Here is a 16359-nt window from a genome sequence, read left to right on the forward strand (position 1 = left end):
GCCCGCCGCACCGCGGGCGCCGGAGCCGACCGGTCTTGCGCGCGCCATCCCTCCCGTCCCCGGCCCAGGGCCTGCTGTCGTCGGTCGAAGCCTCGCTCCGGTCCGGCATCGACGCCGCCTCGCACCTCCTCGGCCTGACGGAGATCCGCGCCGACCGCGAGCCGGCTCTGCTGACCCTGCGGCTCGGCGCGCCGGGCGAGACCGGCCTGACGGTGGTCGACCGGCGCGACGGGCCGGACCGGACCTACCGCCTCGACCTCCAGGCGGACGACCTCGCCGGCCAGATCGCCGCGATCCGGGGCGGCCGGCCGGAGGAACGGGCGAAGATCGTCGTCGATCCGGCCGCCTGCTTCATCCGCACCCTGGACCTGCCGGGCGCGGCCCTGCCGCGGATGCGGGCGGTGCTGGCGCAGGAACTGGAGGCCGCGACCCCGTTCCGCGCCGACCAGGTGTTCAGCGACTGGTACGTCGAGGGCGAGGATCCGGAGACCCGCACCCTGCGGGTGCGCCACGTCGTGCTCAAGCGCGCCCGGCTCAGCCCGCTGCTGGCGGCGTTGGCGGGGGCGGGGCTGAAGGCGAGCGTCGTCGCGGTCGGCCCGGCGGAGGACCGGACGATGCCGGTCGACCTCCTGTCGAGCGGCCATCACGCCCTGCCGGCTTTGTTGCGCAGCACCGGCACCCTCGTGCTGGTGGCGGCGACCGGCCTCTTCCTCGTCGGCGCCTTCCTGGGCCTGCGCCAGCATCAGGCGGCGACGCTGGCCGCCCTCGACGACGCCTTCGCGACCGCCCGGCAGGCGGCGGCCTCCGGCCTTCCGCCGGCGGTCCAGGCGGGGGCGGCCGCGATCCTGGCTGAGCGCGGGATTCCCGTGGTGCGGATCTGGGATGCGGTCGCCGCCGCGCTGCCGGGCACGGTCTCGGCGGAGACCCTGCGCCTCACGGCCGCGGGGCTCGAACTGACGCTGCTGGCACCCGACGCGCCCGCAATCCTCGCGGCTTTGGCGCGGCTGCCGGGCTTCGGCCCCCCCGAGCTGCGCCAGGCCTCCCCGGCGGAGGGCGGCCAGCGGATCGTCGTCGCGCTGCCGCGCCACGTCGCGGGAGCCCGGCCGTGAGGCCGGATCTTCCCCTCGCCGGGCGTCCGCTGCTCCTCGGCCTCGCCGGGCTGGCTCTCGCCGCCGCCCTCGGGACCGGGCCGGTGCTCGACGCGCTCGGCGCCCAGGACGACATCGCGCTCGCCCGCGACCGCCTGGCCCGGGCGCAGGCCGCCGCCGCGGCCCCGCGCTCGGCGCCGCCTTTGTCCGCACCGGACGAGGCCGGCCTCGCCGCCGCCTTCCGGGCCCGCCTCGACGCGCTCGCGGCGGAGCGGACCGCGATGGTCGACGGCGCCGGGATTCAGCCCGATCCGGCGCGCCCGACCCTGCCGCGCCTCTCGGCCTCCCTGCGCGGCAGCGCGGAGGGCCTGCACGGTCTGCTCCAGGCGCTCGAGACGGGGAGCCCCCTGATCGTGCCGGAGGAGGCCGAGCTTGCCGTCGAGCGCCCGGCCGATCCCGAGATCGGGCGGGCCACCGTGATGCGCCTGACCCTCGCGGTGCGCGGCGTGCTGCTGCCCGCGCCGGCCAGCAAGACCACGCCGTAGGGAGGCCAGGCCGTGAGACGGATCGGACCTCACTGTCGCGCGACCCTGGCGGCGACCGGGCGCGGACCCCGCATCGCCTGCGGCCTTGCCGCCGGCATGATGCTCGCCGCCTTCGCCTGGCCGGTCGATGGCGGCCCCGCGCCCGTCCCGCACCGCGCCGCCGCCGCCGCGATGCCGCCGGCGGACGAGACCGCGTTGCAGCGGCCGCTCTTCGATCCCGGCCGGCGCCCCTGGACCGCCCGGGGCCCGCGCGACATCCTGAACGGCGACCCGCCGCGGCCGGTCCTGACCGTGCGCGGCATCCTGCTCGACGGCGCGGTCGCCCGGGCGCTGATCGACGACGGCAGCGGCGACCAGGCCTGGCTCGCCCGCGGCGAGGGCAGGGGCGACTGGCACGTCGTCGCGGTCGGGCGCGACCAGGTCACCCTGGCCCAGGGCGAGCGCCGCTACGTCGCGACCTTCCTCGGCGCGCCGACGACCCTGCGGCCGGTGGGCGCGAAGCCGGTGACGGAGGCGGGTCCGGCCTTGCGACGGTGAAGAGGATTGCGAGGTCGGGCCACGGCCGTCCCCGGGAGGCGGGATGGGGCGCGACGCCGGCCCTTGGGATCGTCAGGCTGGGACGGTGACGCCAGATATCGACGGACCCGGATTGGACTGCCTGGGCCTTATGGGGATCCATCACGAATTCCAATCATTCGACGTGAGTATTGACTACAAAATAATGCGCAAAGACACAGAATAGATTGCTTTCAGCGCGCTCGAACCCTCCCCCGCAGAGGGGGAAGGGGTGATCGCGGGAAATTTATTCAAGACTTGCTGTAAGGCTTGCAAGCAGGGACAACATCGGAGACCGGAAACCTTGTCTCCACTCCGCACGTCCCGGCACACCGCCCCTCAATCCAGCATCCGCCGCAGGATCCCCTGCGAGCCCTCATGCGCCGCCGGCAGGGGCGGGGGCGGCCGGACCGGGCGCACCGGCATCATCGCCCGGAACTGATGGCGGAAATCCTCGGCGATGCGGTCGGCCTCGACGGTCCCGCGGATCACCCGGGGGCGGATGAACACCAGGAGCTCGGTCCGGACCCGCTCGTCGACCCGGTTGCGGAAGGCCGCGCCGATCACCGGCAGGTCGCTCAGCACCGGCAGGTTCTCGTTGGTGATCTGCGCCTTCTCCTGCACCATGCCGCCGATGGCGAGGCTGTGCCCGTCATTCACCGCGACGCTGGTCGCGACCCGGCGCTGGCGGATCGTCGGCGAGTCGATCTGCGAGGTCGTGGTCGGGACGACGTCGCTGACCTCCTGGTTGATGTCGAGGACGACGAGGCCGTTCTTGTTCACCCGCGGCGTCACCGAGAGGATCACGCCGGTATCCTTCATCTCGATCTGGTTGAGGATCGGGGCGCCGGCGGTGAGGGCGCTCTGGCCGGTCTGCTTGATGATCGGAACCTGGTCGCCGACCTGGAGCTTGGCGGTGCGGTTGTCGAGCACCGTGATGTTGGGCGAGGAGATGACGTTGACGCGGGTCACGCCCTGAAGCGCGTTCAGCACCACGTTGAAGTCGGTCCCGGCGAGCAGGTAGTTGAAGCCCGGCACCCCGCGGATCGCCGAGGCGATCAGGCCCGAGGTGCCGTTCGTCGTCGCCGCCTTGTCGGTCTCGGTGCTGGCGAGGTTGAAGCGGCTGCCCCTCTCCTTGAGGAACCACTGCACGCCGAAGGCCAGCTTGTCGTTGAGCGTCACCTCGGCGATGACCGTCTCGAGCAGCACCTGGGTCGGCATGGCGTCGAGGCGGCCGAGGATGCGCAGGATCTTGTCGTACTGGTTGCGGGTGGCCGAGATCACCAGGCTGTTGTTGGCGTCGTCCGCGACGATGCCGATGGCGTCCCGCCGCATCCCGGCGGCACCGCCCGCGAAGGTGGTGTCGAAGCCGCCGCCATAGCCTGCGCCGCCAGAGGAGCCGCCGCCGACCCCCCCGCCGCCGAGGAGCCCCCCGCCCCCCCCGAGCCCGCCCGCCGCGCCGCCGAGGCCCGACCCGCCGGCGGCGGGATCGCCGGCGGCTCCGCCCGAGGCCCAGCCGGAACTCGACGGGGAGGCGCCGCCCGACGCGCCGCCGGCCGACATCGCGCCGCCGGCCGCGGCACCCAGGCCGCCACCGCCCAAGCCGCCACTCAGGCCGCCGCCGAGACCACCGCCGAGACCACCGCTCATGGCGGCATAGCCGCCGGACCCGCCGCCATAGCCGCCCCCCAGGCTGCCTCCGAGGCCGCCCCCGTAGGCGCCCCCCATCCCCGACGCGCCGTAGGCGCCGCCCATCTCCGCCATGACCACGCCCTGCAGCACGGCGGCGAGCTCCTTCGCCGAGCGGTTCTGGATCCGGTAGACGAAGAGCTGGCGCTCGCGGTCGGCGGCGAGGGTCTCGAGCTGCTCCAGCAGCGCCCGGGCGCGATCGAGATAGGCGACGCGGGAACTCACCACCAGGATCGCGTTCAGCGCCTCGTTGGGGATGAAGCGGATCACGTCGCCGGTGCCGGCGGTCTCGCCGCCGAAGATCTGCGTCAGGTCGCGGGCCAGCGCCACCGGGTTGGAGCTGCGCACCGGCACCATCGCGGTCGACATGCCGCGCATCCAGTCGACGTCGAACACCGCGATGGTCTGGCGTAGAACCCGGATCTGGTTGGCATCGCCGGAGAGGATCAGCAGGTTGCGCGCCCGGTCGGCCCGCAGCACCACCTCGCGCGGCGCCACGGAACCGAGGATCGCCTGCATCTCGGCGGCCGAAATCCAGCGCAACGGCACTGCGACCGCGCCCGCTTCGCCGCCCACGCCCTGGACCGGCCGGACCTCGGACGGGGCGCCCGCGGGCACGATCTGGACGCTGCGGCCGGAGCGGCGCAGGGACAGCCCGCGGCTCGCCAGCGCGGTCTCGACCATCCGCAGCAGCGCCTCGCGGCTCACAGGCCCGCCGGTCTGCAGGGTCAAGGTGCCCGAGGCGCGCTCGTCCAGGCTGTAGCCCCAGCCGAGCGTGTCGGCGAAGACCGCCTTGGCGGCCACCGGCAGCGGCACCTCGACGAGGTTGAGGCTCACCGGCCCGCCCGCGATCGGCTCCCGGACCGGGGCCTCGCCGCCGATCAGGCGGTCGTCGCCGCGCAGGACCAGGGCGCCGGTGTCCCGCGCTCCGCCATGCCCGACGGGCTCCGCGCCATGGGCGATCAACGGCCAGCCGCAGGCGAGCGCCAGGGCTAGGACAGGCCTACCTCTGATCATCACCCCGCCGTCCCCATGGCCCACCTGTCGATGGGGCGGACGTTAGGGGAGTTATGGTTAACGAGGAATTGAGAGGGCCGCGCCGGCCGGTTTCCGGCAATGGCCGCCCAACGGATAGGCCGCCTCCGCGTGCAGCATGCCGGAGCGATGTTGCGCCCGGTCGGCAGCCCGGCACCACGTCAGCCAGGATGATCCGCCGAGAACCGGGCCGCCAGATCGCAACGGAGACCGGGCGGCACCGGGCCGGGCCGGCACCGGACTGTCGGACATGACCAATCGACTGCCTCGAGATGCCGGATTATTGTCCCACACGGCCTGCGCGACCGTCGGGCGACCGGGCCGGCCCCACGATCGTCCGGCGGTCGCGCGGAGATGCCGTCAGTTGCTCGCGACGTCGGCCTGGTCGCCGCTGCCGCCGGCCTTGCCGTCGGCGCCGAGGCTGTAGACCTCGAACGGGGTGCCGGCGGCACCCGGGGAGCGGTACAGATAGGCGTGGCCCCACGGATCGGTGAGGCCGCGGGCGTCGCGCACATAGGGGCCGCGCCAGCCCGGGCCGGTCGGCTGCACCAGGGCCTGCAGGCCCTGCTGCGACGTCGGGTAGGCGCCGAGGTCGAGGTAGTAGAGCTCGACCGCCTGGGCGATGTTCTTGACCTGGATGCGCGCCGTCTCACCTTTGGCGCGGCCGAGATAACCCAGCACCTGCGGCGTCACCATGGTGGCGATCATGCCGATGATCGCCAGGACGACGAGCAGCTCGACCAGGGAGAAGCCGGCCTGACCTCCTCGCCGGTCCTCGGTTCGGGTCTCGCGCCGGGTCTCCTGCGGCTCCCCGCGATCCGGTTCGGTCGTGATCAGCATCGTGCGGTCTCGGGATGAATGGACAATCGGCGCGACAAGGTGCCGTCTCTTCGTAAAGAAGCCCTCACTGCCGAGGCTGACGAAGGGGCGGAGACCCGCGCGAGTCGGGATTTGTTATCCAATTCCGGTCAGGATCCGCGCTCGTGACCGCGAGGCGTTGGGGCAGGGATTCTTTGGGGCGGGGCTTTTCTCGGGAAAGGGCAGGGGAGACGCATGAACCGCTCAGCCGGACACTCGGCCCGCGCGGGTGGACGCCGCGGGCGCGGCCAACGGAGCGCGGGGCTTGCGGTCGGGGGACTTGCGGTCGCAGGGCTCTCGCTCGCGTGCCTCCTCGTCCTCGACGGGGGTGCGCTCGCCGCCGAGCCGCTGATGGTGCCGGCGCCAGCGCCGTTCCCGCCGATCCGCGTGCTGACGCTCCTCGTCGCCCTGCACCTCCTCGGCCTGTCCTTCGGCCTCGGCGGCGCCACGATGCTCGACTTCTGGATCCTGCGCTGGATGCGCTGGGGCAGCCTGCCCGGCGAAATCGCCCGCATCTTCCTCTTCGTCAGCAAGGTCGTCACGGTCGGCCTCGGCCTGCTCTGGCTCTCGGGGCTCGGCTTCCTTGCCGTCTACGCGCTGGAATCGCCGGAGAAGTTCGACAACCCGAAGCTCTGGGCCAAGATCGTGGTGGTGCTGGCGCTCACCATCAACGGCCTCGTGATCCACGCCGTCGTGCTGCCGGGCGTGCTGCGCGACATCGGCCGGCCGATGCTCGACGGCGTGTCGGGCGTGCGCACCGGCATCTTCCTGGTCTCCGGCGCGGTCTCGGGCGTGTCCTGGTACACCGCCTTCGCCCTCGGGCTGATGCGCGAGCTGAACGGCCGCGTGCCCGCCGGCCTGCTGCTGGCCCTGTGGGTCGCCGGCGTCATGGCGGCTTCGCTGGCGGCCTATTTCTACTGGCTGCACCTGCGCGAATGGATGTTGCGCCAGGTCGCCAGATCCCCGCAGGGAGAAGCGTTCCTGCGGGGGCGGACCTCCCCGCCGGAGGAGCTGGCCTCGGCGCCGGCCCGGGCCTCGGCGCCGGCCCGGGCCTGGGCGCCGGACCCTGCGCCCACGACCGCGCCGGTGGACGTCCTGGCCGAGCCCGCGATGCCGACGAGCGAGCCTGCGGCCCTCCCGCGCGAGCCCGCGGCGGCGCCTGCCGATTGCGCGATGCCCCTTGCCCTGCCCACGGCATCTCCCGGCGGGCCCGTCGCCGCGGAGCCGGCGAGCCGCAGCCCGGCCGCCCCGGCGCGGATCCCCGCGGACCGGATCCTCGCCCTCACGCCGGTGACGCCCCGGCCCCGCCCCCCCGGGCGCGCCTGATGTCCGCCGCCCTCCTTGCCGGCGCGGTGTTGCCCGCCCTGCTGCCGCTGCCGCTGACGCTGCCGGCGAGCTGGATCGACCTGCGCCGCCGCATCATCCCGGACGCGCTCAACCTCGCGCTCCTCCTCCTCGGCCTCGCCGTCGCGGGCTGGCGGGACGGGGCTTCGGGGATCGGGCTCGGCCTCGCGCAGGCCGGCCTCGCCTACGGGCTGTTCTGGACCTTGCGCGCCCTCCACGCCCGGGCGAGCGGCCGCATCGGGCTCGGCCTCGGCGACGTGAAGTTCATCGCCGCCGCCTCCGCCTGGACGGGGCTCGCCGGCCTGCCGGTGCTGATCCTGGCGGCCAGCCTGTCGGCGCTGGCGATCATCGGGCTCCTCGCCCTTGCCGGACGGGCGATCGGGCGCGAGACCGCCCTGCCGTTCGGGCCGTTCCTGGCGTTCGGCCTCCACGCCGCCCTGCTGATCGGGCCCGCCGGCTGATGGGCGGGAACGGAGGACAGGCGGGATTCACCCTCGTCGAGATGCTGGTGACGATGGCGATCTTGGGGCTCGCCGCCGGGGTCGCGTTCCAGTCCCTCGGCCCCGGCGCCCTCGACCGGCGCACCCTGCTCGTTTCCGAGACCGTCGCGGCGGAGATCGGCCGCTTGCGGGCCGAGGCGATCCGTTCCGGCCGGGCCGGGCGCCTCGCCTTTGAGCCGCACGCGCGATGGTTCACCAGCTCCCGCCCGGGGGCGCGGCCGATCCCGGTCGGCACGCTCGCGGTCGCGGTCGAGCCGGGCCCGATCGGCCGGCCGGTGCCGGGCGAGGTGCGGCTCCTGCCCGACGGCAGCTCCACAGGCGGGCGGATCCTGCTCGCCGGGGGCGGGACGCGCCGGGCCCTGTCGATCAGCGCGGTCACCGGCCGGGTACGCCGGGAGGACGGACCATGACGGCGACGATGATGGCGGCGATCGGGGCGCGGCTGCGGCGAAGGCTGCGGGGCGCCGGCCCGCATGACGAGGCGGGCTTCACCACCGTCGAGGTGCTGGTGGCGTTCGGCATCGCCGCCGCCGCGACCGTCATGGCGTTCCAGATCGCCGGCACGGCCGCCGCCGCGGTCCGGCGCATCGAGGCGAGCCGCGTCGCCGCCGACGAGGCGGAGGGCATCGTCCTGCGCCGCCTCGCCGCGGGGCCGCTCCAGCCGGGCCTCGTCCGGGGGGCGTTCTCGGACGGCACGCCCTGGACCCTCGCCATCACCGACCTGCGCCCGGCCTTGCGTCTCGGCCGCGTGCCGCCGCTCTGGCAGATCCGGGTCACCGGATCCTCGGCGGTGCCGATCTACGCGACGCTGATCCCGGAGAAGCAGCCGTGAGCCGGGAGGCCGCCGCGCGGCAGGCGGGGTTCACCCTGGTCGAGACCCTGGTCTGCCTCGCGCTGGCGGGGCTGATCGGGGTGCTGCTGCTCAATGCCGTGCGGATCGCCGGCGGCGCATCCGCCGCCGCGGCCCGGGCGGCGGGGGCGGAGGAGGTGCAGTCGGTCCGCGACCACCTGCGGCGCACCCTCGGCAGCCTGGCCCAGCGCCGCCCCGACGGCCGCCGTCCGACCCTGCGCGGCGGGCCGGACGGGCTCGTCGCGGCGCTCGCCCCGGACCAGACCCTCGAACGCCCGACCGAGGTCGCCGTGACGCTGGCGCAGGTCCCGAGCCAAGCCCTCCGCGGAGGCGGCACCGTCGACCTCGTGGAGAGCCGCAGCGAGGCGGAGACGCTGCCGGGGCAGCCGATGGCGGCGCGCAGCGAGGCGATCCTCGGGCGGATCGCCGGCCTCGGGCTGCGCTATTACGGCGCCCCCGCCGACGGCGCCCAGCCGCGCTGGCTGCCGGACTGGTCGCGGCCCGACCGGCCGCCGCTCCTCGTCGAGATCCAGGTCGCCTTTCCTCCCGCGGACAGCCGCCGATGGCCCCCCCTCCTGATCGCCCTCGACGCCGGCCCGTGAGCGCCCCGGCCACGGGTCCGTCCGACCAGGGCGAGGCCGGCTTCGTGCTCCTGTCGGTGCTGGCGATCTTCATCGTCGTCGGCGCGGTCCTGGCGGCGGCGATCCTGCAGGTCCGCTCCGCCACAGGCCTCGCCCAGGCCCGGGCCGAGGCGGTGCGGCTCCAGGGCGCGGCGGACGGAATCGCCCGCCTGATCGCCTACGAGCTCGAATTGGGGCGGACCTATCGCCGGCCCGGCACCGGCCTGCCGCAGGACGGCACCGTCACCGCCTGCCCGCTGGCGCCGGGGCGCACGGCGTTCCTGTCGCTCCAGGACCAGGGCACCCTGATCGACCTCAACACCACGCCGCGCCCGGCGATGGAGGAGGCGTTCCGGCTCCTCGGCGTGCCGGACCGGGACGCGCTGACCCTCTCCGCCGAGATCGTCGATTACCGCGACCCGGACGACACGCCGGAGCCGGGCGGCGGCGCGGAGCTGCCGCAATACCGCGCCCACGGCCTGCCCTGGGGACCGCGCAACGCGCCCTTCGCCAGCATCGACGAGATCGACCGCCTGCCCTCGATGACGCCCGCCATCGCGGCGCGGCTGCGGCTGGTGCTGACGATCTACAACGAGACCGGCCGCTTCGACCTCGCCGCCCTGGTGCGGCGGGCGAACCCCTCCGCGATCCGCTCGCTGCCGGGCTCCGCCGGCCCGGTCCCGTCGCCGCGGCAGGTATTTCGCCTCTCGGTCGTGGTCGAGGAGGGCCGCGCCAGGGCCGGGCGCTCGGCGATCGTCAATCTCGGCGGCGGCGGCTTCCTCGTCTGGCAGCAGACCGTCGCGCCGGATCTCGGCGGCGGCACCGTCCATCCCGCCTGCGCGCAGGTGGCGACGGCGCTCGCCGTCGATCCCTGACCGCGCGGCGCGGGCGGCCTCCGCGAAGGTCCGCAGCGGCGTCCCGGAGAGGAACCCGCCGAGACGACCGTCGCGTCGTCCATGATCGCGCAGGATCTACCGGGCGCCGGCGTGAGTTACGCTTGGGATGCGTTGCGGGTCGACCTCGGAGACGGGAGCACGGTGCGATGACGGAGGCCAGGACGGTTCCCCGGTGCCCGGACGTGGTGCTGTCGGATTTCGGGAGCTTCTTCGAGGAGCAGCGCCGGCGCCGCGAAGCCGCCGCGAGGCCGGAACCGCCGGGCGAGGCGCCGCTCTCCGCCGAGGACGCGCAGCGCGTGGCGCTCCTGCGCGACATCGCCGCCGAGGTGCTGGAGGCGGCGGCCAGCCAGCTCGAGCCCCACGGGGTGCTGATCGAGCGCGGGCCCTCGTTGCGCGGCCGGCCCGATTTCGAGCAGGCCTACACCCAGTTCATGCTGATCAACCGGCATACCGGCCAGGCCTCCGACGTCTACGTGATGAGCATCACGGATTCCGGCTACTTCCTGGCCAGCGCCTGCGACCCGCGCCTCGACCACGACCATTTCGACCGGCAGGTCACCCACTGCGCCGCGAGCGCCCTGAACTGCGACGTCGTCGCCCGGGTGATGAAGGACGCCATCCTGCACGTCGCGTGACGCCCGGCGCGGAGGGCAGGATGCGACGGCTCGGCTGCGCGCGCTTAACCTCTCCTTAGGTTTTGTTCCAGCGCAGCAGTTCAAAAAAGTCGGCTACAAATCCCTCTTGACCGCCCCTGCGCGGAGGGGCAGCATAGTCCTCGTCGAGTCGAACTCGAGGAGGCCACCATGAGATCTCAAGGTTGCAGCCCTCACGCGACACATACCGATGCCGGTGATCAGGAAACTCCACCGGACTATTATCGACAGGGATAGTGGCTTCAGGGCGGGCTGAATACGGTACGGGGCCGAGACGGCCATCGCAAATCGTGCCGTGACACACCACCCGCACCCTGAAACGTGGACCCTGCCCCTTAAGGCTCGTCGGTGCGCCGGCGGGCCTTCGTTGATTTTGGGACTGCGGCACTCGGCTCGTGCCTCGACCGGACCCGCTGAGAGCGTGTTGGATCGTCTCCCGCAGAGTTGACGTCCACCGGGTCCTTTCGGGGCCGCGCAGCGGAGCCCGGAAGGACCGGAAGGCTGTGGAATCCGCGGGAGCCGATCGAACAGGCTTCGGGAGAAGCGGGACTTCTGTACCTTCGCACTCGACTGCCGCACTCGACTGCGGCGGCGGCGCCCGACTTGCCGGACGCCGTCCCACCCATCGCCGCGCGACCGGGACCCGACGCCGAGGCACACGACAGCATTCTGATACCGCCGCGCCTTCGAACGCACTCGTTCGAAGGCGCTGGCTCAGCCCGAGTGGGCGCCGGCGCTGATGCGCCGGACGCTTTCGCATCGACGTGTCGATGCGAAAGCGCGATGGCATGATCTGCCGTTAAGTTTTTATTCCACAGCGCAGATCGAGTGCAGTCGGCTACGAATCCATCTTGACCATCCCTCGCAGGAGGGGCAGCATAGTCTTCGTCGAGACGAACTCGAGGAGGTGGCCATGAGATCTCAAGGTTGCAGCCCTCACGCGACACGTACCGATGCCGATGATCAGGACACTCCACCGGACTCCGATCGACAGGGATAGTGGCTTCAGGGCGGGCTGAATACGGTACGGGGCCGAGACGGCCATCGTAAATCGTGCCGTGACACACCACCTGCACCCTGAAACGTGGACCCTGCCCCCTTAAGGCTCGTCGGTGCGCCGGCGGGCCTTCGTCGTTCTGGGAGCCGGTCGTTTCGAGATCGCCCGGAACCATGGTAGGGCCGTCCCCAGGAGGACACCCATGTCATTCGACCGTTCCCGCCGCGGCAGCGATCCCCGGCAGACCGCCGAGGCCGCGTTCCGAGCCGTGACCCGTAAAGTTCCGGAAGGCCCCGCGCCCGAGAAGCCCGCCGCAAAGCCCGTCGTCCCCGGTGCGCGCGAGACCGTGTCCCTGCGCCTCGACCGCGACGTGCTCGACCACTTCCAGGAGAATGGGCCGGGCTGGCAGGAGCGCATCAACGCCGCCCTGCGCAAGGCCGCAGGGCTCTGATCCACTTGGTTCCGATCCAGTTGGCTCCGATCCAGTTGGTTCCGTTGACTTGGCTCTGATGCGGCTGAGGCTCGCTTCTCTCCTGCTGATGCTCGCCGCGCCGGCGTGGGCCGGGAGCGGGCTGGTGACCAACCCGTTCGCGTCGAACTATCCCTCCGTGCCGATCCGCGAGCGGGTCGCCCCGCCCCGGCTCAGCGCAGGAACTGCCCGAAGGCCCGCGGCCCGTCCGAGGTCTTCACCGTCCCGGTCACGCGCAGGGATGCGGCATCGATCACCGTGAGGGTGTTCGATTCCCAGTTCGCCACGTAGACGGACCGGCCGTCCGGGCTCGCCTGGATGCCCTCGGGGTACTCGCCGACCTCGAGCCGGGGACCCGGCGCCAGGGTGGCGGTGTCGAAGGTGCTGACCGTGCCGCCATACTGATCGGTGACGAAGGCGCGGCCCTGGGCAAGCGCCACCGCGTAGGGCCGCTCGCCGACCTTGACCCGGCCGACCTCCCGGCGCGCCGCGATGTCGACGACCGAGACGTCGTTCGAGCCGACATTTGCGGCGTACGCCCGCTTGCCCTCGGCGTCGATCGTCACCCCGAACGGCCGCGTGCCGACCGGGATCACCGCGACCCGCTGCCGCGTCGCGGTGTCGACGAGGGAGAGGGCGTCGTCGTCCCGGTCCGCCGCCAGCAGGAATTTGCCCTCCGGCGTCACCGCGATGCCCGACGGCGAGGTGCCGACCGGGATCTCGGCCGCGACCGCGAGGCTCTTCGGATCGACCTCCCACAGCCGCTTGGCATACCAGTCGGCGACGTAGACCGCGCCGCTCACCGGGTTCACCCCGACCCCGAGGGGCCCGCCGCCGAGCGGCACCGTGCGGTCGATCCGCCGCGACGCGGCGTCGATCACCACCAGCGCCTTGCCCTCCGGGGCGGTGACGTAGACCCGAGCCCGGTCCGGCGACAGGGCGATCCCGGCCGGCGCGCCGGGCACCGGGATCGCCGCCACCACCTTCATGCCGTCGAGATCGACCACGTCGACCGTGTCGGAATTCTGCGCGGTGAGGAAGGCCTCCACTGCCCGCGAGGGGGCCGGCAGGACACCGGCCCCGACGAGCAGGCAGAGCCCGGCGAGACGCCGGGCCCCCCTCACGAGTTGCCCTTCTCGATCTTCGCCTTCAGGTTGTCGAGGCCGCCGCGATAGAGCTCCTTGACCGCCTTGATCGCCGCCTCGTCGCTCAGCTCGGGCGGCGGATCGTTGTTCATGTAGCCGCGGTAGAACGCGCCGTCCCACACCACCTCCGACGCCTTGCCGCCCTCGGCCGGCTCGACCTTGATCGTGGAGGAGTAGTTGTTGACCGGCAGCACCTTCACGTCGACCTTGTTGATCCGGTACGACAGGCTCTTCTGCTCGGCCGAATACTTGTAGAGTTCCTCGTCGACGGTGGCGCCGCCCGTCAGGGTAAGGGTGCGGGTGGCCTTCACCTCGTTGCCGCCCTTGCCCTCGGTCTTCTCGACCGGCGGCAGCCAGCTCATGTCCTGGAAGTTGCCGACCACGGCCCAGACCTTGTCGGGCGCGGCGTTGATCGTGACCTTCTCCTCGACCTTCTTGCGGGTCGGGCCGTGGGCCTCTACGGGCGCCGCCGCGAAGGCGGCGACGAGGGCGGCCGCGAGGATGCGCTTCATCGGGTGTCTCCTCTCAACGTGACGTCTCACGCGTCGTCGACCGCGAGGGACGCGGCGGCCGCCTGCGGCAGGGCGGCCGCGACCTTCGCGGCGATCCAGTTCCAGGCCTCGCGCTCGGCGGGCCCGGCCGTCTTCTCGACGGCGATGCGGTGGTGGCGCAATTCGGCCAGCACGGTCTCGGGGTCCAGCATGTGGAGGCGCGTCGACAGGATCGCCGCCTCCAGCACCGCATTGACCGCCCGGTTGTGGCCGAGGAAGGGCCGGTGCGCCGCCTCATGCACCACCCGGCCGCGGAAGCGCGGCCGGACGGGATCGTCGCGCACCTCCACCACCTGCAATTCCATGTGGCCGTAGGCCTCGGCCAGCCGCGGCACCGGGATGGTGCGGCACGGCACGGTCGCCCAGTCGCGCCGGCCGGTGACGCAGCCGGCGATCACCCGGATGTCGGCGGGCGCCGCGGCGGCGAAGAACGGCACGGCTTCCAGGTTGGCGATGGTCGGCGAGGGCCGGAACGGCGCGACCCAAAAGTCCTTGCCCTCCTGGATCAGCCCGAACGGCACCAGGTGCAGCGCCCCGTCGGCGGAGGCCGTGGTCACGATGGTCTCGCGGATCAGCGGCACGGGTCTAAGGTTTCCCGCTCTGGCGCGTATGGCCCGGGGCCTTGAAGCGGGTGGTGTCCTCCACCTCCCCGTCCAGGGCGCAGCCCCAGTCCAAGGCCTCGTCCTGCACGTAGCGCTTGCCGAGCCGCCAGGCCAGCTCGGCCTTGGTCAATTCGCCGCCGAGATAGAAGGCGTGGGCCCCGTCGCCCTCGACGCCGAGATCGGGGAAGAACGCCATCGCGTCGCGCCCCACCTTGTGGATGTCGCGGTTGTAGATGTGGACCCCGTCCTCGGCCAAAGCCACGCGGTAATTGGGGTCGCGCACCTCGGCGGCCAGACTGGCGATCTCCTCGGGCGTCTGGGTGTAGGGGCGCTTGTCGTGCACGCTGAGCAGCGCGCGGCCGTAGCCCTTGGGCAGGGCGGCGTCGGCCTTCGCGGCGTACATCACCCGGCGGGCGGCGTCGTGCTCCTCGACGGTGCGGCGGGTGTGGTTCGAGACCTGCACGATCAGCACGTTGCCGATCGACAGTTCCGAGCACACGCCCATCAGGAGCGCCGTCACCCCGAGGCTGTCGGCCTCGGTGAGCTCGGTCAGGTTGCCGGTGCCCATCATCATGGCGATGTCCGGGTGGCGGCGCCGGGTCTCGTGATAGCGCACCAGGGAGGCGGCGAAGCCGAAATGGATCGGCTCGAGGATCGGGTCGGCGATGAAGGGGCGGCCCGCCCGCTGCATCCGGTCGATCGCCCGGTCGAGGGAGGGCAGGTCGTCGGGGCGCAGAGGCACCAGCACCGGCACCGCATCCGTCTCGAAGGCGAGGTCGAGACTGTCCTCGTTGAGGCTGAGCAGGAAATCGGCCCCGGCCGCCGCGCCCTGGCGCAGCTCGTCGCGCGAGAACGAATCGACGCTGACCCGCAACCCTTCCGATTTCAGCAGCCGCACGGTGTCGGCGAGATGCGGGAAGGGCGTGTCCGGCAGCCCGCCGAGGTCGATCACGTCGGCTCCGCGCCGGGCGAGGTCCTTGGCGCGGATCAGGATCTCGTCGGGCGTGAGCCGCGAGGCGTCGACGATCTCGGAGAAGATCCGCACCTCGTGGCGCGACAGGTCGACGTTTCGTCCGGCCAGCCCGAGGAAGACCGGCAGGTCGACGATCTCGTCCGGCCCGCGCTCCACCGGCAGGCCGAAATGCGCCGCAAGCGCCGCGGGGTCGGCCCGGCAGCGCCCGGGCAGGATGATCCGCGTCGCCCCCTCCGGCACGGTGACCCTGCGGCGGATGATCTCTTCCGTCATCAGCGCCGCGACCTTCACGCCGGCATCGGCGATGGTCCAGGCGAAGCGCTCCGGCGGCAGAGCGGCCGCGATCTTCTCCAGCCGCGCCTTGGCGAGGCGCCCGGTGACGAAGACGAGGTGCTCCCTCACGCGGCGCACTCCGGAACCGCCGCGCGGCCCAGCCGGTCGCCGGCGGGCCCCCGTAGCACGATCCGGCCGGGGAAGCGGGCCGCGAAACCCGGGAAGGCGGCATCGACCAGGCCGGTGCGGGCGAGCTCCGCCGGGCCGGCCCCGGGCGCCGGATCGGCGGATTTCACCAGCAGGCAGGTCGCCGCGCCGAGGCGGGTGGCGAGCCAGAGCGCCAGGCTGTCCGAGGTGACGTCCCAGCTCTCCGGGATCTCCGGATGGCCTCCTTTGAGCGCCGACGGATCCCAGACCGGCACGCGGCCGGCGGCGAGGGCGTCGCCGGGATCCTCCGTCACCGCGAGGCGCGGCTCCAGGGCCGCGAAGATCCGCCCCATGCCCGCCATGGCATCGAGGGCGAGCCGATGGGCGAGGGAATCCGGGAAGCCGAGGGCGGCTTGCGTCGCCCGCACCGCATCGGCCAGGGCGCCGCCGCCCGGCACGATCACCACCGGCCCGTCCGCGAGGGCGCCGAGCAGCCGGCGCAGCCGAGCCCGATCGGCCACGAGGCTGCCGCCGACCTTCACGACGCTGAGTCCGTGGCTCATGGTCCG

18 protein-coding genes are annotated in these 16359 nt (G+C 73.0%); 11 read left to right on the forward strand and 7 right to left on the reverse strand.

The window, feature by feature from the left end; all coding sequences use genetic code 11:
- Nucleotides 1-35: 35 nt before the first annotated feature.
- The 3 genes from DA075_RS35755 to DA075_RS05540 are packed head-to-tail and all read left to right on the forward strand — an operon-like array spanning nucleotide 36 to nucleotide 2170.
- Entirely contained in the window at nucleotides 36-1109 is a 1074-nt protein-coding gene (locus tag DA075_RS35755) for a hypothetical protein (RefSeq protein ID WP_123834151.1), read from the forward strand.
- Nucleotides 1106-1633 (forward strand): GspMb/PilO family protein, encoded by a 528-nt coding sequence (locus DA075_RS05535; RefSeq protein WP_123834153.1) that lies wholly within the window; start codon nucleotides 1106-1108, stop codon nucleotides 1631-1633. Before DA075_RS35755 ends, DA075_RS05535 begins: the two co-directional genes overlap by 4 nt.
- A gap of 12 nt (nucleotides 1634-1645) precedes the next feature.
- A complete protein-coding gene (locus tag DA075_RS05540) occupies nucleotides 1646-2170 on the forward strand; it encodes a hypothetical protein (protein ID WP_123834155.1) in 525 nt (174 codons plus the stop codon).
- A 357-nt stretch (nucleotides 2171-2527) separates the two neighbouring features.
- Here DA075_RS05540 and gspD read toward each other — a convergent pair whose 3' ends face one another.
- Entirely contained in the window at nucleotides 2528-4894 is a 2367-nt protein-coding gene (gspD, locus tag DA075_RS05545; RefSeq protein WP_099952370.1) for a type II secretion system secretin GspD, read from the reverse strand.
- A 378-nt stretch (nucleotides 4895-5272) separates the two neighbouring features.
- Nucleotides 5273-5752 carry a type II secretion system major pseudopilin GspG gene (gspG, locus tag DA075_RS05550; protein WP_099952371.1) on the reverse strand — a complete coding sequence of 160 codons (480 nt, stop codon included), beginning with the start codon at nucleotides 5750-5752 and terminating at the stop codon, nucleotides 5273-5275.
- Between the two features lie 213 nt (nucleotides 5753-5965).
- Between gspG and DA075_RS37370 the strand changes: the two genes are divergently transcribed.
- From DA075_RS37370 to DA075_RS05595, 8 genes are all read left to right on the forward strand, one after another.
- The gene (locus DA075_RS37370) at nucleotides 5966-7096 is read left to right on the forward strand and encodes a hypothetical protein (protein WP_244936508.1); all 1131 of its coding nucleotides are present in this window, start codon (nucleotides 5966-5968) and stop codon (nucleotides 7094-7096) included.
- Entirely contained in the window at nucleotides 7096-7575 is a 480-nt protein-coding gene (locus DA075_RS05560; RefSeq protein WP_099952372.1) for a prepilin peptidase, read from the forward strand. The genes DA075_RS37370 and DA075_RS05560 overlap by 1 nt, the downstream gene beginning before the upstream one ends.
- A complete protein-coding gene (locus DA075_RS05565; protein WP_099952373.1) occupies nucleotides 7575-8024 on the forward strand; it encodes a pilus assembly FimT family protein in 450 nt (149 codons plus the stop codon). Before DA075_RS05560 ends, DA075_RS05565 begins: the two co-directional genes overlap by 1 nt.
- Nucleotides 8021-8446 carry a PulJ/GspJ family protein gene (locus tag DA075_RS35760; RefSeq protein ID WP_099952374.1) on the forward strand — a complete coding sequence of 142 codons (426 nt, stop codon included), beginning with the start codon at nucleotides 8021-8023 and terminating at the stop codon, nucleotides 8444-8446. The genes DA075_RS05565 and DA075_RS35760 overlap by 4 nt, the downstream gene beginning before the upstream one ends.
- Nucleotides 8443-9066 carry a prepilin-type N-terminal cleavage/methylation domain-containing protein gene (locus DA075_RS05570; protein ID WP_099952375.1) on the forward strand — a complete coding sequence of 208 codons (624 nt, stop codon included), beginning with the start codon at nucleotides 8443-8445 and terminating at the stop codon, nucleotides 9064-9066. The genes DA075_RS35760 and DA075_RS05570 overlap by 4 nt, the downstream gene beginning before the upstream one ends.
- Nucleotides 9063-9959 carry a type II secretion system minor pseudopilin gene (locus tag DA075_RS05575; RefSeq protein ID WP_232386215.1) on the forward strand — a complete coding sequence of 299 codons (897 nt, stop codon included), beginning with the start codon at nucleotides 9063-9065 and terminating at the stop codon, nucleotides 9957-9959. Before DA075_RS05570 ends, DA075_RS05575 begins: the two co-directional genes overlap by 4 nt.
- Before the next feature lie 167 nt (nucleotides 9960-10126).
- Complete coding sequence (locus DA075_RS05580; RefSeq protein ID WP_099952377.1) at nucleotides 10127-10615, forward strand: hypothetical protein; 489 nt, start codon at nucleotides 10127-10129, stop codon at nucleotides 10613-10615.
- A gap of 1217 nt (nucleotides 10616-11832) precedes the next feature.
- Nucleotides 11833-12081, forward strand: coding sequence for a BrnA antitoxin family protein (locus tag DA075_RS05595; RefSeq protein ID WP_099952380.1), 249 nt, complete (start codon nucleotides 11833-11835; stop codon nucleotides 12079-12081).
- 191 nt (nucleotides 12082-12272) lie between these two features.
- Here DA075_RS05595 and DA075_RS05600 read toward each other — a convergent pair whose 3' ends face one another.
- Genes DA075_RS05600 through DA075_RS05620 form a run of 5 tightly spaced genes read right to left on the reverse strand, consistent with a single transcriptional unit; the run spans nucleotide 12273 to nucleotide 16353 of the window.
- Nucleotides 12273-13223, reverse strand: coding sequence for a YVTN family beta-propeller repeat protein (locus DA075_RS05600; RefSeq protein WP_099952381.1), 951 nt, complete (start codon nucleotides 13221-13223; stop codon nucleotides 12273-12275).
- A complete protein-coding gene (locus DA075_RS05605) occupies nucleotides 13220-13756 on the reverse strand; it encodes an SRPBCC family protein (protein WP_099952382.1) in 537 nt (178 codons plus the stop codon). The genes DA075_RS05600 and DA075_RS05605 overlap by 4 nt, the downstream gene beginning before the upstream one ends.
- A gap of 26 nt (nucleotides 13757-13782) precedes the next feature.
- Nucleotides 13783-14376: a DUF447 domain-containing protein gene (locus DA075_RS05610; RefSeq protein ID WP_099952383.1), complete on the reverse strand. Its 594-nt coding sequence runs from the start codon at nucleotides 14374-14376 to the stop codon at nucleotides 13783-13785.
- Between the two features lie 4 nt (nucleotides 14377-14380).
- On the reverse strand, nucleotides 14381-15772 hold the full coding sequence (locus tag DA075_RS05615; RefSeq protein WP_099952384.1) for a DUF6513 domain-containing protein: 1392 nt from the start codon (nucleotides 15770-15772) through the stop codon (nucleotides 14381-14383).
- Entirely contained in the window at nucleotides 15769-16353 is a 585-nt protein-coding gene (locus DA075_RS05620) for an amino acid kinase family protein (protein ID WP_099952385.1), read from the reverse strand. Before DA075_RS05620 ends, DA075_RS05615 begins: the two co-directional genes overlap by 4 nt.
- Nucleotides 16354-16359 lie beyond the last annotated feature (6 nt).

The sequence above is a fragment of the Methylobacterium currus genome (assembly GCF_003058325.1).
GTDB classification, from domain to species: domain Bacteria; phylum Pseudomonadota; class Alphaproteobacteria; order Rhizobiales; family Beijerinckiaceae; genus Methylobacterium; species Methylobacterium currus.